Source organism: uncultured Gilvimarinus sp. (genome assembly GCF_963975215.1).
Lineage (GTDB): Bacteria > Pseudomonadota > Gammaproteobacteria > Pseudomonadales > Cellvibrionaceae > Gilvimarinus.
The window spans coordinates 20226-45779 of sequence record NZ_CAXBFW010000019.1; the positions used below are offsets into that span (position 1 = coordinate 20226).

Genomic DNA, 25554 nt, shown 5'->3' on the forward strand with positions numbered 1-25554 from the left:
CAAATGTCATTCGCACACATGCAATTAAGCATCAAATTCAGCCTATTACCATAAGCCCCTGTGCATCCTCTTATGCCGGGGTTTGTAGGTTAAGTGCCCCCGTCAATAACACCGGGATTGGTCATTGAGCTGTGCCAGCAGTTGGCCTGATTACGGCCGTGTTGCTTAGAGTAATAGAGCGCCTCATCGGCCCGATTGACTAGCTCACCAGCACCGGACATCGCCACTTGCAGCGATGCCAAACCGAAACTGGACGTCACTCTCACGCCTTTATGTTCGCTCTGCTCTATGGTGGCTCGGCACCGCTCGGCAATCTGAGCGGCATGCTCGACTTCGGTATCCGGCAAAATAATACAAAATTCCTCGCCGCCAAAACGAGCGACAAAATCACTCGCGCGCACTTGCTCGTGCAGTATATCGGCCACCATTTTAATAATGTCATCGCCCATGGTGTGCCCATAAGTATCATTAATACGCTTAAAGTGATCGATATCTAACATAATACAGCACAAGGGGCTGCGTTTAACGCAGGCGGTATCAAACACCTGATCCAGCTTGGCGCGCATAGCACGCCGGTTGAAGCAACCGGTTAACGGATCGTGTGCCGCCATATGCTCGAGCGAGCGGTTCTTTTCTTCGATAGCCGCCTGCACACTGGCCAGCTCGGCAACCATGTTTTCTAGCTGACTGTTTTTTTCTTCGAGTTCAGATACGTCATCAAAGCTTGCAATAACACCCTGACTATTGCCTTTGTTGTCAAAAATCGGCACCGCGTTGACACGAAACACACAGGCACGGCCATCAGGTGCCGCACACGTAAGTCGTACCCCAATCACTTTTTCCCCGCTTTGCAGGGCCTGACTCCAGGGCAACAACACGTTTTTAGCGTCGTCTGCCAGCCACGCCAAGGTTGCGGCCTTGCGCCCTAGCAGGCGTTTTTCATCGACCCCTAACCGGTCAGATAAAATCGTATTGACCAACACAATGTGTTCCCGTCGATCGAGGATGAACACCCCTTCGGCTAACACATTAAGCGCATTGCGCACACGCGCCGGAACCACGGAGCTCGGATCTAAATAACGCAGTGCCCGACCGATAAAAAGGCGATAGCTAATAAAAGCAGCGACGATCAAAAAAATCACCAGCAACCACTGACGCGGCCAACCAAAGTAGCTGGTATCTGATTGCCCCAGTGACTCAAACGCGAGCTCCAGAACACCAATCTTAGTGCCCCCAAGCAGCAGCGGTACGCTGACAAACCTCGGCGTTGACTCAGCGCTGACATCTATAGGCCAGAGCGAGGTGTGCCTCTCTGTGCGATAAAAAAAATCACCTTCGGCGCGCCTTACCGCCGCCGACAATAAATCAGCATTGGAGGCGACGGCATTATCGAGTACTTGCTCAACCAGCACCCGATCATTGCGTGAGTATCCCACCAGCGCCTGAAAAGCCAGTGTCTGCGATAACGCCTGGCGCGCCTGTAACTGGTTTTTATCGGTATTGGGCGTTAATCCAAGCGCGGAGGCAAACAGTAAGATGGAGAGGGTTAATACCATCAGGCCAAAACTTAAACGCACAGCGGGTGAAATGGATAGCATTATGAATGGTCCTGTGGCCGCGCCGACATATCGTGGTCAAATAAGTAGCCCACCTCACCAGCGCTGCTGTCTTCTGTTTTGCGATCTTTTTTCTGTTTCGCTAACTGTTTCTTTTTCTTTTCGACATTCTCTAAGATAGGCAATGGATCCACCCCGCGCCACAATGGCAATACAGAAAACAATGCAAACAACAAACTACTCGCTCTGAGCGCCCATAAGATCAAGCCCGTGCCGAGCGATAGCGAGACGGCGGCAATCATCTCCTGCTGTTTTTGTTGCTCTAAAAAAGCTTGTTCGATTTGCTCGCACGATTCATCCACCGCCCGACTAAAGTCGGCGATATCTTGCAGGCTTAAATGTGTATTGGCCGATGGGTCCAGGCCAATCAACTCATACTGACGATTATCTTGTTCACGCAACTGTGCCTGACGGTCACTGGCATCATTGACCGCAACTCGCGTATCGCGGTCGTTATCGTTATTATTTGTGTCGTAACTAAATAGATCGTCGGATTCGGGCAACACAAACGGATCGGGATCGAGCGTATCGGGACCTAAAATAGCAAGATCACCACCTCCCGTCTGAGTCACGATCGGGGCATCGTCCGACTCAACCTGCGGCGGAGCAGGTGTCGGATCGGGGCGATCCGGTGGTACGCCGATATCATTATCATTCAGTTCAGCAGGCTCGTCGTCATCGCGCTCGGTTATCGTGCCCGTGTCGGCAACGCGAATATCAATTAAAAGCGTATGCTCTTGCCACGCGCCCTCACTGTCAGTCGCACGTACGGTAATGTAGCTGGTACCACCATTGGCGTTGGTCGCCAACACCAGGACACCGGTCTCACTATCAATGGCGGTAATCTGGGCCACCGCCGGATTACTATTGCTACTTACCGTGTAGCTCAGCTCACGGCCATCTTCTACATCAAAAAAACTACCCCACAAGTTTACCGGGTAGGCATGCGCCTCGGTCGACGTGGCAATATTGGTTGGCGCCTCTGGGGTGACTACCGGCGTATCATTAACAGGCAGCACCGTCACCGTAAACGCAGCGCTAATGATGTCGCCGCCGGCTGACTGAGCCTGAATCTGTAACTCGCCGCTGCCAAAAGCATTGGCTGCGTAATCGAGTGTCACTTCACCGCTGCGGGCATCAATACTCACAGCATCAAACAGTGCCTGATTGGTATTTTGCAGCAGGCTAAAGCTTAACGGCTCGCTATTTAACGCACGGTTAAAAACCGCCCCAAGGCTCAAGGTCTGGTTCGGACTATCCTCCAAAACGGTAATATCATCCAGCGCAACCTCAGCCAGAGGCGCCTCAGTAACGGTTAGCACAAAACTATCCGTCGCCTGAGATTGTCCATCGCTGGCGGTTACCAGAATGTTTATCGCCCCCTCATCGGAGGCCTGTGCTACACCGCTAAAGGTTTGCGTGGCGCCGTCAAAGGTCAGCCATGCAGGTAAGGGCTGACCATTAGCAAGGGTCGCGCTAACAACGAGTACATCTCTATCCGGATCAACAAACGTGTTGCCGGGCAGCTGAACATTCAACTCGGCAGCCGCCACCACGCGAATATCATCGATCGGGTTAAGCAGCACGGGGGCATCATTGACACCGCTCACCACAATATCAAACACGGTCGTTGCCATCTTGCCGCCCTGGCCATCGGTGGCACTTACCGCAAACTGATAAACTCCCGCGTCCTGATTACCGGGGGTGCCACTAAAGATTTGTGTCTCGGCATTGTACTGCAACCAATCGGGCCAGCTTGTCGCAGAGGTTACTGTAATCGCGAGCACATCGCCGTCCGGATCGATAAACGTATTGTCCGGCAATTGAAATAAAAACTCTGAACCTTCAGTAGCCAGTTGATTGGCAAGCGGGTTATTGAGCCGCGGGTCATTATTTTGACTTAATACTGTCAGTACAAACTGCGCTTCGGCGCTCGCGCCATTGCCATCGTCAGCACTGAGCACAATCGCAAGATCACCACTGTCGCCGTTTTCCGGTGTACCCATAAAGGTTACGTTTATGGCATCAAACTGTAACCACTCAGGCAGAGCACCGCCACCCGCTAACTGTGCGCTGTAGCGTAAAGAGTCGCCGTCAATATCATTAAAAATACCGGGCGCAAGCTGATAGCGAAATACATTATCCGCAACAGCAACTTGATCGGGCAACGCTTGCGTCAAAAGCGGAGCATCGTTGGTGTTAAGCACCTGTAGCGCAAACGAATCTGTCGTGCTGGCAACCCCGTCTGAGGCGATTACCTCTAAGGTAAGAGTGCCGACATCGTTATTTTCCGGGGTGCCGGTAAATGTACGGGTTGTGGCATCAAACGTAAGCCAGGCCGGCAAAGGCGGTCCGCCCGCCTGCTGCACCGAGTAAGTCAGTGTCGAGCCATCGGCATCGTAAAAGGTATCGCCCGGGATCTGAAAACTAAAAGGGCTGTCTTCGTCGACCGTCTGATCGGCAATGGGCGCCGCCACAACAGGGCCATCGTTACTGTTAATGACGGTTATAACAAAACTGTCGCTCGCCAAAGTGCCACCGTTGTTATCACTGGCGTACACCGTAATATCAATAGCGCCGACGTCATTGTTGCCCGGTATACCACTAAAAACACGCTCGCTTGCATCAAAGCTAAGCCACGCCGGTAATGCGTCGCCATTGGCCAACCCGGCACTGTAATCAAGGGAATCACCGTCATCATCAATAAAGGTATCGGCCGCCAGTTGAAACCTAAAAGCCGAATCCTCTGTGGCTGATTGATCGGCAATAGGGTTGTTCAGTATTGGGGCATCATTGCTATTGGTTACAGTGATCGTAAAACTATCACTGGCACTCGCGCCGCCCTGATCATCACTGGCATTTACCACAACGGTAATAACAGCCACATCATCATTCGCCGGGGTACCGCTAAATGTTCTTGTCGCACTGTCAAAGCTTAGCCAGCCGGGCAATGCGCCGCCGCCCGCCAACTGCGCGCTGTAGGCTAGCGTGTCACCGTCTTCGTCGCTAAAGGTATTAACCGCAAACTGATAGATAAAAGGCGTATCTTCCGTCGCCGTTTGATCGGCCATAGCATGGCTCACCACTGGCGCATCATTGGTATTGCTCACTACCAGCTCAAACGAGTCGCTCGCCGTTAACCCGCCCTGACCATCATCGGCCATAACTTCAACGGTTAAACTGCCCACATCGGCATTGCCTGGCGTACCACTAAAAGTGCGGGTTGCCGCATCGAAGCTAAGCCACGCGGGTAAGTTTGCGCCGCCAGCGAGCCGGGCACTATAAACTAAGGTGTCGCCGTCATCATCGCTAAAAGTATTGGCCGGCAACTGAAAACTAAACGCCGAGTCTTCGGTCGCATTTTGATCCGCAACGGGATTATCGAGCATCGGGCTGTCGTTGGTGTTGTTGACCGTCAGCGTAAAGGCATCGCTCACCACGCCACCCTGACCATCATCAACGGTTACCGCAATCTCTAAACTGCCCACATCAGAGTTGCTGGGCGTACCGTTAAACGTGCGATTAGTAGCATCAAAACTTAACCACGATGGCAGAGCCGCGCCGCCACTTAGCTGAGCACTGTAATTTAAAGTATCGCCATCTTCGTCGCTAAAAGTATTAGCCGGCAGCTGATAACTAAAAGCGACATCTTCGGTTGCCAGCTGATCGACAATCCCATGAGTAACCATGGGATTGTCGTTGCTGTTAATTATGTTGATATCAAAGGTATCGGTAATATCAGCCGTACCGTCTGATGCGGTGACGGCAACACTAATTGTGCCTACGTCGCCATTAAGCGGCGTGCCACTAAAGGTTTGCGAGACAGGATCGTAGCTTAACCAGGCGGGTAAGGCAGCGCCGCCCACTTGCTGCACGCCGTAAGATAAAAAGTTACCATCGGCGTCAAAAAAAGTATCACTTGCCAACTGAAAGCTAAATGGAGTGTCTTCCGTGGCGGCTTGATCGGCGATAGCATTCGCCACTACCGGGCCATCATTGGTGTTATTAACGACAATATCAAAGGTATCGCTCGCGACAGCGCCCCCATTATTATCCGTCGCCGTCACCGCAATGGTAACCGTACCAACATCGCCATTGAGCGGCGTGCCGGTAAAGGTTCGGCTCGCGCCGTCAAACGACAACCACGCCGGTAAAGCTCCGCCACCACCCAGTTGCGCGGTGTACGTTAACTCATCGCCGTCGTCATCGGTAAAAGTATTTTCAGAAAATTGAAAACTAAAGGCCGAATCCTGGGTGGCCGTTTGATTACTAATACTATCGCTCAGTACCGGGTCGTCATTCGTGTTGACCACCTGTATATCGAAAGTTTCAATCGCCGGCGCTCCCCCCTGGCCGTCATCGACCGTCACAACAACCGTTAAAATGCCAACATCGCTATTGCCAGGCGTACCGCTAAACGTCCGGCTGGCGGCATCAAAGTCGAGCCACGCGGGTAAACTGGCACCGCCACTGAGCTGGGCGCTGTATATTAAGGTATCGCCATCTTCATCACTAAAGGTATTGGCGGCAAACTGAAAACTAAAGGCGGCGTCCTCGGTGGCAGTTTGATTGGCTATCGCACCGTCGAGAACCGGGTTATCGTTGGTGTTTGTCACCTCGAGGGCGAAGGTAGCGGTAGCCGAACTACCACCCTGACCATCGTCGGCGCTAACCGCAATCACCATGGTGCCAATATCGCTGCCGGCGGGAGTGCCACTAAAGGTGCGGGTGGCCGCATCAAACGTTAGCCAGCCGGGCAGAGCGCCACCGCCATTCAGTACCGCGCTATAGGTAAGGCTATCACCATCAAAATCGGCAAAGGTATCGGCGGCAAACTGATAGAAGAACGGATTATCTTCCGCAGCGATTTGGTTGGGGATGGCGTTCACTAAGCGTGGATTATCGTTGCTATCAACAACCGTTAAGGTAAAGGTATCGCTGGCGGGAGTGCCGCCATTGTTGTCATCGGCACTCACCAAGATATCAATACTGCCCACATCTGAGGTAGCCGGTGTACCATTGAAGGTGCGGGTTGCCGCATCAAAGGTTAACCAGCTGGGCAATGCCCCGCCACCGGCAAGCTGAGCACTAAAAGTAAGGGTATCAAGATCTGAGTCACCAAAAGCATTGGCAGCATAAGTAAAGCTAAAGACTTCGTTGTCGTTAGCCAGCTGATCCGGTATGGGGTTTTCTACATGGGGGTCGTCATTCGTGTTGGCAATCGCTAAATTAAACGATTCAGTTGCGATGCCACCCTGTCCGTCACGGGCAAACACATCAATCACCCAGGTGATGGAATCGGACTCCCCCGGCGTGCCAAAAAAGCGGCGATTGACGGCGTCAAAAGTTAACCACGGCGGCAAGCCACCGCCGTTGGACTGCAGCGCTGTGTAGGTCAGTGTGTCGTTGTCGGCATCGCTGAACGTGTCTGCGGCAAAGGTGAAGTCAAAGAAGCTGTCTTCGGCGCCGGATTGATCGGGGATCGGGTTGTTAATGACCGGTGTGTAATTAGTGCCTGCAATTTCAAAAGCGAGGTCGCGCCCCGGATCTTCGACGCCGTTATGATTGTAGTAAGAGCCATTACCGTAAACGCTTTGGTTGTGTATGCCTGCGTAGACCAACGGGTCGCCGGTATTACCTGACGCACTTAATTTTATAAAATAGGTTTGGCCATAATTGAGCTCAAGGTTGTCAACGGCAAAGGACTCCCAGCTAAGCGAGTTTTGCAAATCTTCCGAGGACATACTCGCCGTCGCCAATAAGGTGCCACCGATGCTATCGAGCAATTCAGCGGTAACGGTTTGCTCCGTTTGGTCGAGCGCGTACTCGTTAATACGCAATTGCACCGACAGCGAATCGACCACATAAATACCGGTGCCATCGGAGTCATTAAAGCTTTGATACACGTCACTGCCGAGCTGCAACCCCGTGCCATTGGCCGCCGGCGGCGACCACTCAAATACCTGACCGGCATCGGCCGCCATGTTGGTGACTACCAGTTCAAAAGTATCTTGCACCGTTGCCCCGCCCTCGCCATCGTCGGCTGTCACGGTGATCTCAACGGTACCTATATCGAGCGCACTGGGCGTGCCAGAGAAATTTCGGCTCGCGCTGTCAAAACTCAACCACGCCGGCAGCGCGCCACCACCGGCCAGCTCGGCCTGATAATTAAGGCTCGCGCCCGGATCATCATCGCCAAATGCGTCGGGCGGGATGGTAAAACTAAACGGGGTATCCTCGGTGGCCGCTTGATTGCTAATCGGGAACCGGACATAGGGATCGTCATTGGTATTGCTAATCACTAAGTCAAAATAATCGGACGCCTCCGCGCCATGGTTATCGATAGCGATTAACTGCACCGACATAGTACCTATGTCATCGGCACGAGGGGTACCTGAAAACTCGCGCGTAATCGGGTTAAACACTAACCAATCGAGATCTCCGCCACCGGCTAATTGAGCGCGAAAGCGAAGTGTGTCGTTGCTATCTGCGTCGGTAAAAGTATTGGCCGCAACGGTATACGAGTAAGCGGCATCTTCCTGTAGGTTCTGATCCGGGATCGGGCTGATAATGGTGGGAGCCGCATTAATGCCGTCCTCTTCACTGACTTTAAACGCAAGGTCCCAGCCATCGACATTGGCCACACCGCCGTCCAGCAACGTCGCATTGTTATAGAGGTTACTGGCATTAGACCCCACCAATACACCGCTGTCATCGGCATCGGAGGTGATCCGGATGGAATAGGATTGCGAGTCGTTAAGCGTTACATCGGCAAAACTAAAGCTATGCCACTCAAACCCAACATCACTAATTTCATTTGACGAGAGCGAAGCGCTTGCGAGTATCGCACCATCCCAGCTGTCACGGAGCTCAACGGTAATGGTCTGCTCAAGCGCAGTTTGATAACGCGCTAATGACAGGGATATTTCGTTGACGTTATAAGTCGCGGCGGCACTATCAAACACGTATTGCTGGCCGACGTTGTGACTGCCGGACACTTCGAGAAACGTCGTGCGATCTGCGACATTGACGTAATGGGTATCAGCCAACCGCCCCTGCCAGGCTTGTTGCGCTGCTTGGCTAACAATAACGCCGCTGGCAATCTCGCCTTGCTGATATTCCAGTGTCCAATCGCCCCCCGTGACCGTGTGCCCGGTGACATCATCACTGGCGGCGACATCAGCCCCCGTCAATTCGCCCAAACGCGCAAGCATCGCGACACCGCCACTGTTGGCGGCCAGGTCACAGCCATACAAAAGCATATCGGCGTCTGCCCCGAGCGCGCCTTGCCAGCCTTGTAGTTCGCGGTGATATTGCTCTATCGTGGCATCGTTTAGCAGGCTGTTGCCCAACTGCAATGCCCCTGCGCTGCCATGGGAAATAACGTGTACGGTTTGCAGATTTTGATACTGACGCAGCACCTCGCTGATTTGCGCCACGCCATCGCGCGCCAGATCCAGCGTGATTACGGTAACGTCGCCGCTTAACCCGGCCAATAACGTGTCCGAATCCTCGACTCGGGCATCGATAAACACAATTTGCGCAAGGTCTTCACGTAGCGGGGGCTCGGTATTGCTCAGCGGCACAAAAGCTGGCTCGTCACCGCCTAACTCCGGGGGCTGGTAGGATAACGCGGTATCGTAAACCTGCGTTAAGTCGACGCTGCTCGCGCTATTTTGCAGCAACAGGTCGTCCAGAGGGGGCTCATCCAGCAATATGGCATCAAGCGTCGCGGAAAACAGCAGCCGCGGCTCCAGTGGCTCAATCAAGGGCCGGCGTTGCTTGAATACCTTATCAGGCATGAATAAATTCCCCGAGGAATGAACTGCAGTTTATGATCCTTCAGGTCAAAGCCGATGCTCTATCGGTAAGGCAGGGTTCCTGCGCCACTTGTTGATTTTAGCGCCAAGCGCGACGCTAAAACAGCGATTAACTAGATCAAATCCTCACTAAAACGACACACTTATAGTGCTAACCTAACCGTTCATGTCGCTGTCTTGTTTATTGTGGTGTCTCTTGTACATTGGCAAACCGCACGGTGCAACGCTGGCCACTGGGCAGGGCCTGCTCGGGGTTCGGAATGGTTAAGCGAACGCCAAAAGTATTACTCGGGCCATCGATAACCCGGTCGACTAAGCTCACCTGCGCTGAATAAAACGTTTTACCGCTATTAATATCCGGCTTTACCCGGGCGCTCGAGCCCTCTCGAATTTGACCGTACAAGCTAGCGGGCGCATAAACCTCAACCCGCAGGGGGTCGAGCTGGACCAAACGCACCACCGGCTCGTTATCCACGTGCTCGCCCGGCTGCTTATAGCGCTCAGTTACCACGGCATCCACCGGGCTCACAATGGTGTAACGCTTTAAATTTTCAGTGGCGCGCTTAAGTTCCAGCTCCGCCTGACGCTGGCGGTCTTTAGCCTGCTCCAGCCGCTGTGAGGCAAGAGCGTGCTCTGTTTTGGCTTTATCCAGCTCGGCAAATGAGGCCACTTTTTTACCGTACAGATCTTCTACCCGCTTGAGCGCTCGCTCGGCAAACTCCAGCGCTAGCTGTTGCGATGAAATATCACTCTCTAGGCTTGCCTGAACCCGACGCAAATCAACGGTGGCAGCCTCCAGGCCCGATTCCAGCTTGGCCAGAGTATCGCCCTTTTTAACCACATCGTTTTTATCAACCAACATCTGGGCAATCACCCCTTCTACCGCCGAGCTAACCTCGACTTGCATATAGGGCTCGATGCGACAATTTAGCGCAAGCTCGGTGTCTTTTTCCTGCGCCCACGTAGGCGCCGCACTGCAACACAGTGCAATAACGGCCCAAAGCCCGCTTTTTGTGGGATATTTACAGCGCATACGATTGTTTCACTTGTGTGTTTATTATAAATATTATCGGCACCGCGTTAGCTTACTTTAGAACTGTGAGCTTTATCACATTTTCGAGTCTAGCATGAGATGTCACCGAGCTGGCAGCACAAAAAAACGAAAAATTGACAAAAACAATCACGATTAGTAACGAAAAAGCTTTAAACTATTGGCCAACCTGACGAATAAACAGCTGACGCAACAGGCGGTACCAGCGCTGGGCAATAGGCTCAGGCGGGTGAGAAAAGCGCACATATGCACGCTGCCCGTAGAATGGATCGGCCACCGCCTCACCGAGAGACACATCCAACAAAAATACCTGCTGCACGCTCAAGGGTTGTCCGCTTTGCGAGGTTTTAGTGGCCAGACGGCCGCCGCCCTGTGTGCCCAGTACCGGGCTAGGCAAGTGGTAGGTTCCCCCCGGCACCTGCCCGGCGATCTCGCCTTGGTACTGTCGGGTTAAATCGCCGGCCAAACGCACGCTCACACGGCGGGTCGCCTGGCGCACACCGCCTACCTCCTCCTGGGTAAGCGCCGCCCGCACCCGCACGGCCCCCGGCGCCAGGACGTAAGCCACCAAATCACCCTGAGATACAAAACGACCGGGCAATTGCTGGTCACCCGCCAAATACACCCGACCTGCCACCGGACTAAGCACCTCAAGGCGCGCCACCTGCCGCTTAATATCGGCAACCTCTTCGGCCAGCACCGCTAAATCCTCACGCAATACATTCGCGCGGGCGCGATCAGAGGCGAAAAATTGTTCGTAGCGCAGCTGGTACTCTTTTAACTCGGCCTGCTTAAGGCGGTAGCGATTAACAAGCAGCGGATTATGCAATTGTAAAATCGGCGTACCGGCACTAACGGTTTGGCCGTGGGTAGCGACAATGGCCGAGATAGTGCCATCGGCCCCGGCGCGTACCTGACTCTCTTGTGGTAACCAGACAACACCCTCGGCCTGAGTGCTTAGCGGTAACGGCACCACAAATACCAACCCAAGCACAGCCACCAGCGCGACGCTCACCACCGTGAGTGCGCGGCCGCGATGAGACTTTAATGCTTGTCCCCGCAACAAGTAATGCACATATTTAAGCAGTGGCCAAAACAGCTGAAAACCCAACATCCAGCCGAGCAATACCACCGCCAACAAAAGCGACACCTGCGCCAGGATAAAAAAGATAACCGCTAGAATAAAAAGCCGATAAGCGTAAGCGGCCAAAGCGTAACCGATCAGCCCGACAGACTCTGACACACTGCGCGCCTCCGTCTGTAAGGCACTTACCCCGTAACCAAAACGCTCGACAAAGTAGCGCCATTGCGACTTGGCCCGCGCCGCCAAATTGGGCATTTCCAAAAGGTCACAAAGTAGGTGGTAGCCGTCAAACTTAAGCAGGGGGTTACCGTTAAACAACAGCGTCGAAACACTACCGAGTAATGCCACGTTAAACAAAATAGTTTTTGCTAAGGTGTTTTCGACCACCAACCACAGCAACAGCGCCACAGCGGCCAACAGCAGCTCGACCGCCATCCCGGCGGCACTTACCATCAAGCGTTGGCGTTTGGCATCAAAATCAGTGGCGGCCGTGGCATCGACATAGGGTAGGGGCACACCCAGAATAAACACAATGCCACACTCATAAACATCGCCGCCAAAGGCCTTGGTATACAGTGCATGCCCCAGCTCGTGTAGTATTTTTAACAGCGGATAAGTTAACCACAACAATAATAAATTACCCGGCGAGAGCAGCGCATCCATCGATACCGCACGCAACTGGGGCCAGTGTAATAGCGTTTGCAACAGCGCTGCAGCCACCACCAGCAACCACAGTAACGCCACCGGCCAGGTGGCCAGAGCACGCGCAAAACCAGTCCAGCGATCCAGTACGCGGTTGGGGTTACCCAGCACAATACGCCAGGATAAAGGGTTGGCCCACAATCGTCGCCACCGCTGTTTACGTTTTTCCCCCTGACGAACAAACAGCGCTTGCGTGCTCGGCGGGATATCGCAAATTAATAAATCGGCGACATACAAATATTGCAGCAGCTCTACCACATCTTGCTGTTCTGGCTCTTCACTGATGCCCTGTTGTTGCAGCTGGCTGCGAGCGACTATTAAAAGCTCTGACAAATCACGCCGGCCATTCATCGCGCAAATAAGCTCGTAGGCGGACGGGCTAAGTTTATGAAAGCGGGCGTTGTTTACATCGTGCAATACATAAAATAATTCACCGCGATAATGCCTGGGTTTACAGCGGGCATGACTCGCCAACATAGGGCGTAGAGATTGCAGCTGCCGCCACACGGTGGTGGCGCCATCGGCCGCTACAGGGGCTAAAGCTGATTGCGACATAGCAGCGCCTACCACCACAACCGCAGGCGAAACCAGTCAATCAAACGATGCAGCGCAATCCAGCCGAGCGACTGTCGACCCACCAAAATTTTCGCAGTTCCGGTCATCCCCGGTTGCACCAGCGTCGAGGGGTTTTGCAACTCGGCTTCTACCCTAAACCGATTGAGCCCGTCGCGAACTTCACTGACCGGTGTTACGCGTTCGATCAAAAAAGTAAATCGCTCGGACGGCAAGCTCGACAACACCAGCGTGCCAGTTTGCTGTGGTTGAACCTGCACGATATCGCGCTCATCGACGAACAAAATAACCCGAAATTTATCGGTAGAGGAAATTTCAAACAGCACCTCGCCCGTGCTGAGCGGTTTGCCGGTCGACTGACTAATATCGTCGGATACCACGACACCGGTGATTGGCGCGAGCACTTGCGTGCGCTTTAACTGTTGCTCCAACAGCTGCAATTTAATATCGGCCTGATCAATTTGCGCCGCGGCAATCGCCGCCTTGGCGCGCTCGGAGTTTGCCAGGGCATTATTATATTCCTGCCGTAACTGCTGTAACTCACTGGCAAGTTTGCGACGTTCCAGGCGCAGCTCGCGCTCGTCCAACCGCGCTAACGGTTCACCCTGTGCAACACTATCGCCGGGGCGCGCCAACACCTCGGCCAAAAAGCCTTCTTGTTTAGCCACCACAATGGTTTTTTCAGCGCCCTGCAATTGCGCATCGGCCGCCACGCGATAATCTGCCGGCAACAACCCAACCAGCAGCAGCACAACAAACGCCGCGACGCCGAGCAACCACTGCACTCTTTTTTTTCCCTGCCAGCGATGTTTTATTGAGCGCCCCAACGACGGCTGTTCGGCCAGCCGTTTAAAATGCATTACAGAGGCAAAGTTTGCCAATTGCGCGCGCAACTCGTCTAACCGCTCAAGATCAGGCTGGTGATGCCACTGCAATGTCATCACCGCCACTAAGTCGCGTCCGCTCATCAGCGGTAAAGAATAAAGCGCCGTGGCCTGCGTCTGCCTCAGTAACTCGTGATGCTGCGGGTAGTGCTCATCCTTTTGCGCCGCGCTAACGGTTATCTCGTGGCGCGCGTGAGCCACCTCTTGCATCGCGCGCTTTAAGGTATCGTTAGCACGGGTGCGCGGGTCAATATCGGCGCTATTGGACAGCGCTTGTAATACCACCGAACGCGCCGCGGGAAAGCCCAGTGCCACTCGCTCACAGCCAAGCCAGTGCGACAGCTGATTGACCAGTGTTAAGCAGGTTTCGGTAACGCTGGCCTCGTGTAACACGGCATTAAAAACGCCGTGCAACTGCGCGGAAGGCCGCGGTTGTGGCTGGTTTTCGGCTAATTCAAACCAGCGTGATTCGGCTTTTAGGCGCCGCGTTACCGCGCTCACCGTCTCCCGGTCGCGCCGCTTAAGTGTCACCACCAAACAGCTTGTTTGCTGCTGTCCCAGCGGCTGAGCCAACAACAGCCCCCGCTCGCCGTATGCCTGCAAGCGGGTCCGCTGCTCGCTTAGCGCTTGTCCGGCGAGCTGCTCCAGCGCGTCGTGCCAAACATTGGGGGCCGGCCAACTGGCCAGCGGGGTAACAGTTTGGTCGTCGTTTAGGCTCACCAGTACGGCGCGCTCAATAGGCGGCAGTGCCTGACATTGCAGTCGCAGCCATAACTGATAGGGGAATACACTCTGCATAAAGGTCACTATAGGGTAATAATAATATCGCTGGCGAGTGTTATTTATATTCTGGTACTAGCAGGCTTGGCAACGCGTGGCATCGCGCCAATGACTATACTAACCGGCGGGCACGGGCCTCGGTACCATTTGTTCACATTAACAATCAGGATGTTCTTATGTTTACGCCCAAGCAGTGGCAATCTTTAGCGTTAGCCTGCACTTTAGTGATACCCGGGTACTTGCACGCCAGCTCTGACAGCAGCGCCGCGAGCGACCCTGACGCTGCAAAAACCGCACAGCCGGGCAAAAAGCCCTCGCCCTGGCTGCTGGTGCCCACGCTTAGCAGTAACCCCAAAATTGGCAGTTCGGTGGGGTTTTTAGGGGGCTACTTATTTAAAATCGATCCGGCGTCTACCTCGTCGATGGTCGCCCTCAACGCCAGCTACAGTGATACCGATGCCGTCATTGCCAGCCTGTTTGGCCGCACCTTTTGGGACGGCGACCGCAAGCGCTTAATCGCCCTGTTATCCAACGGCAAAATTCCCAACGATTACGATGACTATCTGGGTAGCGGTCAGGAAGTCGCTACGACCGACAATATGAAGTTCGCGTTTTTGCGTTATTTACACAACATCCACAGCGACTGGTTTATCGGCGCACAGGCCGCCTACACCAATTATTTTATTGACGCGGATAACGCTATTGCCGGAGAAATTTTATCCGAGCTGGGCCTTGCCGGTTATACCTCGGGGGCGGTGGGCCTCGCCACCACCTTTGATAATCGCGACAACCAAAACTCGCCCCAAGCCGGCATGCTGTTTAACGCCAGCAACTTAGCCTATCGCGAAAACCTGGGGGGCGAAGAAGACTTTGATACTTACCGCGCTCAGTTTAAACACTACATTCGCTTATTCCAGCGGGGGCTTTTAGCCTACCGCGTACAGGGGCGCTGGACCGACGATGCGCCACTCAGTGCTTACTCGAGTATTGGCCTGCGCGGCTACACCCGGGGGCAATACCTGGCCCCCAACTCTACCTCTATTGAGGGCGAGTATCGCTGGCGCTTAACTGAGCGATTTGGCATTAATGCCTTTGCCGGCATGACCTGCCTGTATGGTGACGATAAAAGCTGTGACAATAGCGAGAATCTTTACACCAGTGTGGGTATCGGCGGTCAGTATTTGCTAAAGCCGTCCGAGCAAATCGTGATCTCGTTTGATATCGCTAAAGGCGAGGGAGACAACCACGGGCTCTACGTTCGCTTTGGCCACTCGTTTTAATAATCGGTGGCCACCGTCAAGGGCGCGAGCCACTTACAGTTGCATTTGGATTTTTTGTCGACCGTTATCCAGCGGTGTGGCAACCATTGGCAGCCACTGCTCGGCCTGAACGTCGCGGCTAAAAGCGTCGGTCATGGTGAAGTCCACATCGATAATTACTCCACCGGTAAGCGGCATGGTGACATTGCCCTTTAAGTCGATCGGCCCATCCAGCGAAAATACGTTAGCGTAAATCTCGCCGGCCTCAGTGGCCGATAACTCGGCGGCAAATGCGCCTAAATTTAGCCAGCGCTGCCCGTTGTTTAAGCGCGCCGCGCTCCAGCTTAAATTGCCCTCTAATGCCTGCAGGTTTTGCTGCTCGATGTTTAACTGCTTAATATGCGCCGATAACTGGCCCGATATTTCAACGTTATCGGGCAGATCCTGCACCAGTGACGCCGGCACACTGATATCCGTATCGCGCAAGGTGAGCTTATTGCCCATACCGGCACATGCCGTGCCCGACACCTGCTGCCGCTCGAGGTTAGTCGTTAAGTCTGCGCAGGGGCGCAGGGTAAGCAAACTCATAGGGTGCAACTGCCAATCTAACTCGCCCAGCGAGTAATCGCGACCATCGATGGTTACCGAGGCCATACTGGCACGGCCATGCCACAAGGTGCCCGATATTCCCGTCAGCGCCAGCGCGCCATTGCGGGTCATCATATAGCCGCCCCAACTGGCGGGAATCTGCACAATCACAAACACCAGCCAAAAAACAACGGCCAGTAAAATCCAAACAATTTTCGACATGGTTGCTGTCACTTATACACTAAAGATGAAACGGGTATCCTGGTAATCTCTATATCTTCTTTACCAGTGGCGTAGCTTACATACACATAATCACCGTGCACATAAGACTTAGGGTAGCTATAGCCGACGCGCTTGTAGCGCCCGGCAAACTTTTGTTGCGGCAAATCGCTGCCGCCAGAGCGCAATACAAACGCTTTATCAAAGTATTGGCCGTCGGCACTGGTAGAGATCACCAGCGGTGCACGATGTTTTTTGCCACTGGGGTTATTCACCACAAACGCCGCACCATCGGGTAAGTTACCGGCGCTTTGCTTCGCGCGCGAATCGGGTATATTACTAATGGCCGGTGTGCTCCAGTGCTCGCCCCGGTCTTCACTCACTGCGGCCAATACCTTAAAGCTGCTGGCTTGATCGCGAAACGTCATGACCAAAGCGCCATCTTTACGCTGCAACCAGCTGGGCTCTATTTCACGGCTTACGTCAGAGTCATGGGGAAGATTTTGCATCTCACCTTGCCGCCAGCCACTAACACCTTGTAGATCATCGGTGTAATAGGGCTTGGCAATTAAACCCGGCTGCACATGTACCGCGGTCAACAACCGCTTACCATCGCGCAACAGGCGAACGTCTTGTTCAATAACACCCGCCAGCGGTTTGTCGTTTGCGGCCGTCACGGCATTTGGTTTACTCCAGGTTTTACCGTCGGTGCTGGTTATATATTCCACCCAGCCACCACGAGGCTCCATATCCGTTGGCCAAATATTTAAATAGGCCACCAGCGTATCACCCGATACCCACCAGCCGCCGTTGGTGACAACCGCGTCGGGCCGCGCCGGGGCTAAAGTGCGCGCCTCGCTCCACTGCTCGGCATCGGCGCTGGTAGCGTAAAGCACGTGCGTGTCGGCGGCGTCTTCATCGCACGCCGAGCTTTGCCACTGGGTATAAAAGTGGCCGTTAAAATACACACTTACCGCGCCGTGATTGTATTGATTGGTTTCGGCTTGGGCGCCATACACCCGGAATGTTTCAGCCCCCGCCGCATGGGCTAATCCCAGTGTGGCCGGTTGCGACACATCGAACAAATCCTGCGCCACACTGATTGGCGCACCGGCTGCCTCAACCAGCGGTGTTACAGACAACAGCGCCGCCGCCCACCAGCCTGACATAAAAGTTAATCGTGCCGCCTGCGCTTTAAACATAGTTAGCTCCGGTTACTCACTGCGCAAACGCACATTGGCGGTCACTTTACCCGCACTGCTGCTGGCCGCGATAGACAGATCGAGAATACTCACGTTGTGCTGATACTCGATGTCATACAACCACTGCATCATTGCACTGTAGCTAACGTCGTCTAAGCGCACGCGAACTTCACCCCGGGTGCCCGGCTGAAAGCCACTCATGCGCAAGCCATTGGCTTGCAAGGTGGTATCAATTAACTGACTAATATTGCCGCCGCTATTGTTTGACTGCGCGGCGCTGTCGCGCTTGCCCTGCTGAATTTTAGCCGCCATAACTTTTACCCGCTCGAGTGCGGCGCTGGTGGAAGCGTTGGTCAGCAGTTGTTGCTCGCGTTTGGCCTGCAACGGCGACAGTATCGCCATCCACAATACGTACAAAATAATCGCCAGTGCACCCACCAATAAAATGGTTTGTTCGCGGCGGTTGTAACGTGCCAGAGCTTCAAAGAGTTTATTCATGATTAATTCCGTCTTACTTTAAGCCGCGCCGAATGATTATCGCCCTGGGCATTGGCCGACAGCAGTTCGGCCGTCAAACCATTAGACTCCAGCGCACCGCGCAGTGACTCAATCGCATTAAACGTACTGGCCTGTAAATTCAGCGATAGATCACCCGCCTCGGCGGTGTAATAAATGCCTTTTAGGTTTATCTCATCGCGGTTGTCCAGCTCGGGCAATACCGCCGCCAATAGCGCAACGGTTTGCCCGCTTTGCGCCTTGGGCGCTAAATCACTGGCCATAATGCGCAAGCGGCGCTCGGGGTCATTGGCCGGCCCGTTGGGCACCACGGTGCGAAACACCTTTTCGATATCGCGGCGTACTTCTAAGTTTTCACCTTGTAATTGATTCAGCGATAACAACAACACGGCGACATACATCACCAGTGCCGCCGCCGCGGCATAACTTACCCACTGCCAGCTGCGCCACCAGCGCTCGATCGGCAAGCGCTGCGAGAATTCGCCCTGGCATAAATCCACCGTGTGGGCATCGGGCTCGTAATCCCAAATACCGGCAATGCGGGTTTCTCCGGTGGTCGATTCGAGCGAAGCGGGCAGGTTTTGCTCGAGTTCGGCCAATTGATTTTCATCGGGCGCACTCAAGCTCAACACCGGTAATCTGTCGATGCGGTTCTCGGCGTTTAACAGCATGGTTAACGCGGTAGCCAAACTTGTACTGGTTACCGTAAAGCCCACGCTATCGCCGTAGCGCACATTGACCAGACCATCTTGCCAGTGCAGCGCCCAAACATCCGGCTCCTCTTCGTCCGCTTGCTCGGTGGTTACCAAGCTGGGCAGCAGGGCCGCGGGCAAACATTCGGTTACCTCAATGCCCACCTCCGCCAGCTCGGCAAATATCTCGCTCAGGCGGGCTTTTTCGGTATAGGCCAAACTCACTTCACCATCAACGGCCTTGCCCAGCGCAAAGTGAAACTGGCTGATATCGCCAATGACTTCTTCTTCGAGCTGAAACGGCATTAACCGGCGCAAGTGACGTTTTTCGGCCTCGGCGTATTTCAGCCTACGCACCACCACTTGCGGCCCCCCGACAATCAACCGCGCATTGATGGCGGCGCCACTGTGCGGCCGGTCGCCAAGTTGCCCGGCAAGCTGGGCACTGCTGCCACTGCCCAGCTCATCGGGCAGACCTTCGCGCCGGCGCAGCCAGGTGTAGTCGCCGCCGTAATGGGCGATGTAGATTGTCAGATGATCACTCATTGTCTGTCGTCTGTCCGATAGTCGTGGGCGTTGCCGCCCGTTCTAAGTCGAGTATGTAGTCGTACACGTCGCGCCGGGCGATGACTTTAATGTCACCGTCGGTACGTTGCAGCAAGCTTTGCATGCTGCGGCGCTGATCGCCCAGCTGTACCCGGGTCGTCACGCGAAAATAGTTACTGGTGTGAGTCGCCATCTCGGTATTAACACCGCCTTCACCACTCACCACAGAACTCCAGGCCGGGTTGTCGGCAAAGGTATTTTCCGGGCCATATTCTACCCCGGCGTCTTGCATTACTTGCCCGGCTTGCTCGGGTGTTAAGGGTGCCAAAACATTATCGGCGTTAAACGTGCGCAGTAACTGCGGGTGCATGGTATTGGCGTTTAGCTTGCTCTCCTCCGGATCCAGCACGGTAATAAACGGCCTCAGCAACGTCATTAATTCGCCAGTCATATGACGCACCAACCGCAGCTCTTCGACGCTGGTAAACTCTTTTGCGTTAGCCGGTAAGTACATAGGGTCGAGGGACTGGTAATAATCGCGCTCGGCGCCGTTGTAGCCGGTAATATCGTCGTCGGTATCAATCCAGTCCCTCATGGCCTCTACAATACTGATGGCCTGTTCTTCGGTGACCGGGTACTGCTCTTCAAAGCTTTGCAGCAGGCGCAAAAAATGTTTTTGCGCCAGACTAAAACGGGTCGGGTCATTGGGCGCACCGTCGGTTTCATTAATCTTTTTGGCAACCACATCGTTTATATTTAACTTGGCCGAAGCATCCTCAATTTGTGCCAAAATCACCCCACCCTCGACGGGAAAAGGCGGCAGCTCTTGCGCCCAGGGCTCGAGCAAACTATCTACCTCAAGCTCTTCGTCCAGCTCTAAAAAATAAATGGCTAAGCTCTCGGCGCCCGACAAATAGGCTCGCGCCTGAGCGCCGTGCCAGCGGGCTTCGGCCCGCGCCATGCTCAACTGGTAATCGCGCGAGGCTTTAATGGCAAACGCCGATACCATCGCCACAATTAAGATGGCCAAAATCAGTACCGAGCCGCGTTGGCGCTGTGGCAACTTAGTGGGCCATGTCATACAAGCGCTCACTTACTAATCCGTCGTCTAACTCGATGCTCACCAACACCGCCAGCGGTGTGCTGGTGTCAAACTGGCCTTGATTGTTGGTGGGCCAGCTTTCGTCCCAGTCGCGGGCGTAGTCATCGCCCTCTAACACGCCCTGAGCCTCGCGCTCGGCGCGCTGGCCGGATAAAAACTTTAGCTCCATCTCGCTGATGCCGGTGAGCATTTGCTGCTGGATCATGTCTTCGGCAAACAGCCAATCTTCGATCACCAGGTTGCGCTCGGGGCGATAGTCGCGCCACAAAGTACCGTCTTTAATCCGGTACACCACCTGCTGTAAATCGCTGCGCGGGCGGTTCATGGGGTTGAGCCAGTTGTCGCGGGTAAACTGCAACACCAACTGCTCGCCCGAGGTATTGTCGTAAACACTTGCGCCGCGAAACGGGCGGCGTATTCCGCCCGGCACATTGGGGTCATCGCTGGCGTTAACCGGGCTTAAAATATTGCGTAAATCCTGCCCCAGAATTTGCCAGGTGCGATCTAACTCATTAATGCGTGCCATTACCTCGGCACTCGCTGTCGCGCTGCGCTCGGCGGTGGTAAAGGCCTGAAAGCTAAAGGTCATAATCACCGCGGTAATCGCCATCGCAATGACTACCTCAATCAGGGTAAAGCCTGTTTGCGTGCGACGGTTACTCACTGATAAACCCCGTCAAGGTCGCCAAATAGCTTTCTTTGTCGTCGGCCAGCGCAACGCGAATATCCAGACGCTTAAAATCTTCTACCTCGGTGTCCTGCGTTTCGAGCTCCCAGTACCAGGTTTGTCCACCGCGCTCTAACTCGCCATTTTGCGTGTCGGGCAGGGTAAAGTTATCAATTAAATTGCGCCGCATTTGCAAGCGCGTTAGCTGGTTTTCGGCGATCCAAAACGCCTGAGTTTTGTCTCGGGTAAACCCCGCGCCCTGCAGCTGGCTGGTAATTAGCATCATCAGCGCCGGCAGGGCAGTCGCGACAATGGCCAGCGCCACCATCACCTCAATTAGGGTAAAACCGCGCAGCTTATTCACAGCTCGCGCTCCCGCTCGGCCAGCTCTTGCTCGCGGTTAAGCCAGCGCACATCGCCCATCATATCGATCTGTACGCGCTCGACCTCGTCGCTCTCAAAGCGGGTAAACAAGGCCATCTCTAACCGGCTGGCCTCACCACTGGGGTAAAACATCAATACCGGCTTGGGGGTCTTTTCGCGCTCGTCATACTCGTAGGGCTCGCCCTCAACCACCAGTTCCAGCTCGACCTCAGAGCGCAAACACTGGTCGGGTAAAAAATCACTGACCGGTTGCCAGGCGCTGTTGCGAAAGCGGCGCCACTGATAGCACCAGGTATCGCCTTCGCGCGCCGGGCGGGGCTCGATAAACAACCCTATCACCTCGCCGGTTAACACGGTTTGCTCGCTGACAAACTCGGCCTGCAACATAAACTTATCCACCGCTTGCTCGAGCTCGGTGGTGTCGTCCGGGGCAAAGGCTAGCGTCGCCATACCCGCGCTCAAGCCGATGATCATGACCACAATCATGATTTCGATCAGGGTAAAGCCCTGTTGGCGCGAGTGGAGCGACATAAGATTTACTGCTCTTCGGGCTGGTCCCAAACACTGATATCGGCATTGGGGCCCTCGCCGCCGGCAACAGCGTCAGCACCTTGAGTGTAGATATCGTATTCGCGGGTTTCGCCCGGGCTGATGTACAAATACTTGCTGCCCCACGGATCGGTAGGCAACTGATCGAGATAACCACTAGAGCGCCAGTTGCGCGGCACCGGGCTTAGGGCAGGTTTGGTTACCAGCGCCTCGAGGCCTTGCTCGCTGGAGGGATAAACGTAGTTATCAATGCGGTACAGGTTAAGCGCGGTTTGAATGTTTTTAAAATCCGCCTTCACTTTATTGATGCGCGCTTCGTCGGCACGATCCAACACCATGGGCGCAACGATACTGGCCAATAGACCAATAATTACGACCACCACCATAATTTCAATCAAGCTAAAGCCTGTTTGTCGGTTGGTTTGTTTCATTTGCTCTACTCCGTTGTGGCTAGCGCCCAGCGTTACGCTTGGCAAAATTAACTCGTGTCCGACGTCGGACTTCAGGCATCCGGCCTAGGGCGAATGCCCTAACCTACCATCTTGTTCATTTCAAAAATTGGCTGCAAAATCGCCAGCACGATTACCAGTACCGCGCCGCCCAGCAGCACAATAGTGGCCGGCTCCATTAACCCCAGTGACACCGCCAGTACCATTTCCAGCTCGCGCTGCTGATCGCGCGCAGCGTGCTCTAGCTGGGTGGGCAAGGTGCCATTGGTTTCACCACTGGCCACCATTTGCACCAACAGCGGCGGAAAGCAATCGGCTTTTTCCATGGCGCGGTTGAGGCTGGTACCCTCGTGCACTTGATTGGCAATGTCTTCGCAGGCCTCTTGCAATACCCGGTTGGTCATTACCTGCCCGGCAATACGCAGCGCTTGCAACAGCGGCACGCCACTGGACATTAACAAACTTAAGGTAGAGGCGAAGCGCGCCGAATTAGACTGATTAACCACATTGCCAATCACCGGCAACTTGAGCTGGATTTTATGCCAGCGGCGTTGCCGCGATTTGTTTTTAAGCAGCCGCTTAATACCGTACATCACACCAATACCGGCCAGGAACACCCAGATCCCATAGCCGACAATAAAATCACTGGTGGCAATCAGCGCCTCAGTCAAAAAGGGCAAATCGCGTTTAGAGTGGGCAAACAACTTCACCAGGTCCGGTACCACAAACGTCATCAGAGCGACGATGACCGCCAAGCTGATAACCAGCAGTACAATCGGGTAGATCATGGCGGTTTTTAAACGCGACTGCAGCTGCTGCGCGTTTAGGGTGTAATCGGCCAAGCGATCGAGCACCGGCCCCAAAAAGCCCGAGCTCTCGCCGGCGCGCACCATGGCGCGATACATATCGTCAAACGAGCCGGGGTGCTCGGCCAGCGCCTGGGCCAGGCTAAAGCCCTCCAGCACTTTGGTGCGAATTTGCAGCATTACCTGCTTTACCGCCGGCTTTTGCGCCTGCTTGGCGGTGGCTTGCAGCGCTTCATCCAGCGGCAAACCCGAGCTAATCAAGGAGGCTAACTGGCGTGTCACCAAACTTAAATCGCGGCTTTTAAGTTTGGGTTGGCCGGTGGGTAAAAAACTAAAACGCCCGCTGGGCTTGGCACTGCCTGGGCGCACCTTGGCGTTACCGGCGTCGTTTACCTCTAGCGGCTTAAGCTTTTTGGCCCGCAGCTGAGCGCGAACCTGGCGCTCGGAGTCGCCCTCCAGCATACCTTTTACGGTTTTGCCGGACTCGTTTAGCGCGCGATAACTGTAGGCTCCCATAAGGTACTCTCGGCTTAACCTGCGGTGGTAACCCGCAGGACCTCTTCCAGGCTGGTGATGCCTTCAATAACCAGGCGGCGGCCGTCGGCACTGATGGAATCTGAGTGCTTGCGCGCCTCGACGATCAGCTCTTGCTCGCCCGCCTCTTCGTGAATAAGGTGACGCATATGCTCGTTAATTTCGATTAACTCGTAAATACCTTTACGGCCGCGATAACCCATTTGGTTGCATTTGTTACAGCCGGCGGGGCGGTACACCATTTGCCCGGCGGGCAGTTGCAGCATGTCGCGCTCGGCCTCGACCGGCTCGTAGGGTTCTTTACACGCTTGGCACAGCTTGCGCACCAGCCGCTGCGCCATCACCACCTCGACACTCGAGGCCAGCAGGAACGGCTCCACCCCCATATCTTTAAGCCGCATAATGGCGCCAATGGCGGTGTTGGTGTGTAGGGTGGAGAGCACCAGGTGACCGGTCAAACTGGCCTGAATGGCAATATCGGCGGTTTCGGAGTCGCGAATCTCACCAATCATCACCACGTCCGGGTCTTGCCGCAAAATCGCGCGCAGGCCGCGGGCAAAGGTCATATCGACTTTGGTGTTTACCTGGGTTTGACCAATGCCCTGCAGCAAATACTCGATAGGGTCTTCGATGGTCAGAATATTGCGGCTCGGGTGGTTAATATGGCTAAGGCCCGAGTAGAGCGTCGTGGTTTTACCCGAGCCCGTCGGGCCGGTAACCAGAATAATACCGTGAGGGCGGCCCAGCGCTTTGGCAAAGCGATCGCGCACCTGCACGGGCATTTGCAAATCGTTAAGCGACAGTGCCCCCGCGGCCTGATCGAGCAGACGCAATACAATGCGCTCGCCGTGGGCCGAGGGGATAGTCGATACCCGGATGTCCACCGCGTGGCCGGCCAACCGCACGGTAATACGACCATCCTGTGGCAGGCGTTTTTCGGCGATATCCAGTCGCGCCATTACTTTTAAACGCGATACCAGTACCGGGGCCAATTCGGCCTTGGGCGAGAGCACCTCGCTTAATACGCCGTCGATACGAAAACGCACCGACACGCGATCTTCAAACGATTCCAGGTGAATATCCGAGGCCTCTTCGCGCACCGCTTGCGAGAGGATGGCGTTAATCAGCCGGATAATCGGCGCGTCGTCGTCACCGGCCAGCAGGTCGGTGCGATCGGCCAGATCGTCGGCCATGGAGGACAAATCAAACTCGTTGCCTAAGTCTTCGGCGGCGCGCTGGGCGGCGCCGTCACTGCTTTGGTACTCGCGCGTTAGGCGCTGCTGAAACACATCGGCGGGCAGCTCTTCAAGGCTCATATCGCCATCAAAATAGCGCGCCAGCTCGGTCAGTACATCGAGCGTTAAGCCCGGCTTGTGCAACACGGTGTGCGGCTGCTCGGGGTCGATCATCACACCGTGATCCGAGGCGTAGCTAAACGGCAGGCGCGGGCTCTCACCGGCGCTGGCGGCCAGCTCTTCCTCTTCGTCCTCCAGAATGGCGCTCTCTTCAAACTCCTCGGGCATTTCGGCCG

17 protein-coding genes are annotated in these 25554 nt (G+C 54.6%); 1 reads left to right on the top strand and 16 read right to left on the bottom strand.

The features are described 5' to 3' along the window. Positions 1-89: 89 nt before the first annotated feature. The 5 genes from AAC019_RS12490 to AAC019_RS12510 form a co-directional block, all read right to left on the bottom strand. The gene (locus AAC019_RS12490) at positions 90-1598 is read right to left on the bottom strand and encodes a GGDEF domain-containing protein (RefSeq protein WP_339899283.1); all 1509 of its coding nucleotides are present in this window, start codon (positions 1596-1598) and stop codon (positions 90-92) included. Continuing rightward, complete coding sequence (locus AAC019_RS12495) at positions 1598-9418, bottom strand: putative Ig domain-containing protein (protein ID WP_339899284.1); 7821 nt, start codon at positions 9416-9418, stop codon at positions 1598-1600. The genes AAC019_RS12490 and AAC019_RS12495 overlap by 1 nt, the downstream gene beginning before the upstream one ends. Before the next feature lie 199 nt (positions 9419-9617). After that, positions 9618-10469 carry an efflux RND transporter periplasmic adaptor subunit gene (locus AAC019_RS12500; protein ID WP_339899285.1) on the bottom strand — a complete coding sequence of 284 codons (852 nt, stop codon included), beginning with the start codon at positions 10467-10469 and terminating at the stop codon, positions 9618-9620. Between the two features lie 175 nt (positions 10470-10644). Beyond that, positions 10645-12828 (bottom strand): HlyD family efflux transporter periplasmic adaptor subunit, encoded by a 2184-nt coding sequence (locus AAC019_RS12505; protein ID WP_339899287.1) that lies wholly within the window; start codon positions 12826-12828, stop codon positions 10645-10647. A gap of 8 nt (positions 12829-12836) precedes the next feature. After that, positions 12837-14528, bottom strand: coding sequence for an efflux RND transporter periplasmic adaptor subunit (locus AAC019_RS12510; RefSeq protein ID WP_339899289.1), 1692 nt, complete (start codon positions 14526-14528; stop codon positions 12837-12839). Positions 14529-14686: 158 nt separating this feature from the next. Here AAC019_RS12510 and AAC019_RS12515 point away from each other — a divergent pair, with 158 nt between their 5' ends. Continuing rightward, entirely contained in the window at positions 14687-15790 is a 1104-nt protein-coding gene (locus AAC019_RS12515; protein ID WP_339899290.1) for a hypothetical protein, read from the top strand. Between the two features lie 33 nt (positions 15791-15823). Here the strand turns inward: AAC019_RS12515 and AAC019_RS12520 are convergent, their stop codons facing one another. The 11 genes from AAC019_RS12520 to gspE all read right to left on the bottom strand — a co-directional run bounded on the left by AAC019_RS12520 (position 15824) and on the right by gspE (position 25546). Beyond that, positions 15824-16579: a type II secretion system protein N gene (locus AAC019_RS12520; protein WP_339899292.1), complete on the bottom strand. Its 756-nt coding sequence runs from the start codon at positions 16577-16579 to the stop codon at positions 15824-15826. An 8-nt stretch (positions 16580-16587) separates the two neighbouring features. Next, positions 16588-17778: a sialidase family protein gene (locus tag AAC019_RS12525; protein WP_339899293.1), complete on the bottom strand. Its 1191-nt coding sequence runs from the start codon at positions 17776-17778 to the stop codon at positions 16588-16590. Between the two features lie 12 nt (positions 17779-17790). Further along, positions 17791-18276, bottom strand: coding sequence for a type II secretion system protein M (locus tag AAC019_RS12530; protein WP_339899294.1), 486 nt, complete (start codon positions 18274-18276; stop codon positions 17791-17793). 2 nt (positions 18277-18278) lie between these two features. Further along, entirely contained in the window at positions 18279-19532 is a 1254-nt protein-coding gene (gene gspL / locus AAC019_RS12535; protein ID WP_339899296.1) for a type II secretion system protein GspL, read from the bottom strand. Next, positions 19525-20613 carry a type II secretion system minor pseudopilin GspK gene (gspK, locus tag AAC019_RS12540; protein WP_339899298.1) on the bottom strand — a complete coding sequence of 363 codons (1089 nt, stop codon included), beginning with the start codon at positions 20611-20613 and terminating at the stop codon, positions 19525-19527. The genes gspL and gspK overlap by 8 nt, the downstream gene beginning before the upstream one ends. Continuing rightward, entirely contained in the window at positions 20597-21298 is a 702-nt protein-coding gene (gspJ, locus tag AAC019_RS12545; protein ID WP_339899300.1) for a type II secretion system minor pseudopilin GspJ, read from the bottom strand. Before gspJ ends, gspK begins: the two co-directional genes overlap by 17 nt. Continuing rightward, positions 21291-21665, bottom strand: coding sequence for a type II secretion system minor pseudopilin GspI (gspI, locus tag AAC019_RS12550; RefSeq protein ID WP_339899301.1), 375 nt, complete (start codon positions 21663-21665; stop codon positions 21291-21293). The genes gspJ and gspI overlap by 8 nt, the downstream gene beginning before the upstream one ends. After that, positions 21662-22216, bottom strand: coding sequence for a prepilin-type N-terminal cleavage/methylation domain-containing protein (locus tag AAC019_RS12555; protein ID WP_339899303.1), 555 nt, complete (start codon positions 22214-22216; stop codon positions 21662-21664). Before AAC019_RS12555 ends, gspI begins: the two co-directional genes overlap by 4 nt. A gap of 5 nt (positions 22217-22221) precedes the next feature. Beyond that, a complete protein-coding gene (gspG, locus tag AAC019_RS12560) occupies positions 22222-22665 on the bottom strand; it encodes a type II secretion system major pseudopilin GspG (protein ID WP_339899304.1) in 444 nt (147 codons plus the stop codon). Between the two features lie 98 nt (positions 22666-22763). Further along, positions 22764-24005 carry a type II secretion system inner membrane protein GspF gene (gene gspF, locus AAC019_RS12565; protein ID WP_339899305.1) on the bottom strand — a complete coding sequence of 414 codons (1242 nt, stop codon included), beginning with the start codon at positions 24003-24005 and terminating at the stop codon, positions 22764-22766. A 14-nt stretch (positions 24006-24019) separates the two neighbouring features. Further along, positions 24020-25546: a type II secretion system ATPase GspE gene (gene gspE / locus AAC019_RS12570; protein WP_339899337.1), complete on the bottom strand. Its 1527-nt coding sequence runs from the start codon at positions 25544-25546 to the stop codon at positions 24020-24022. Positions 25547-25554 lie beyond the last annotated feature (8 nt).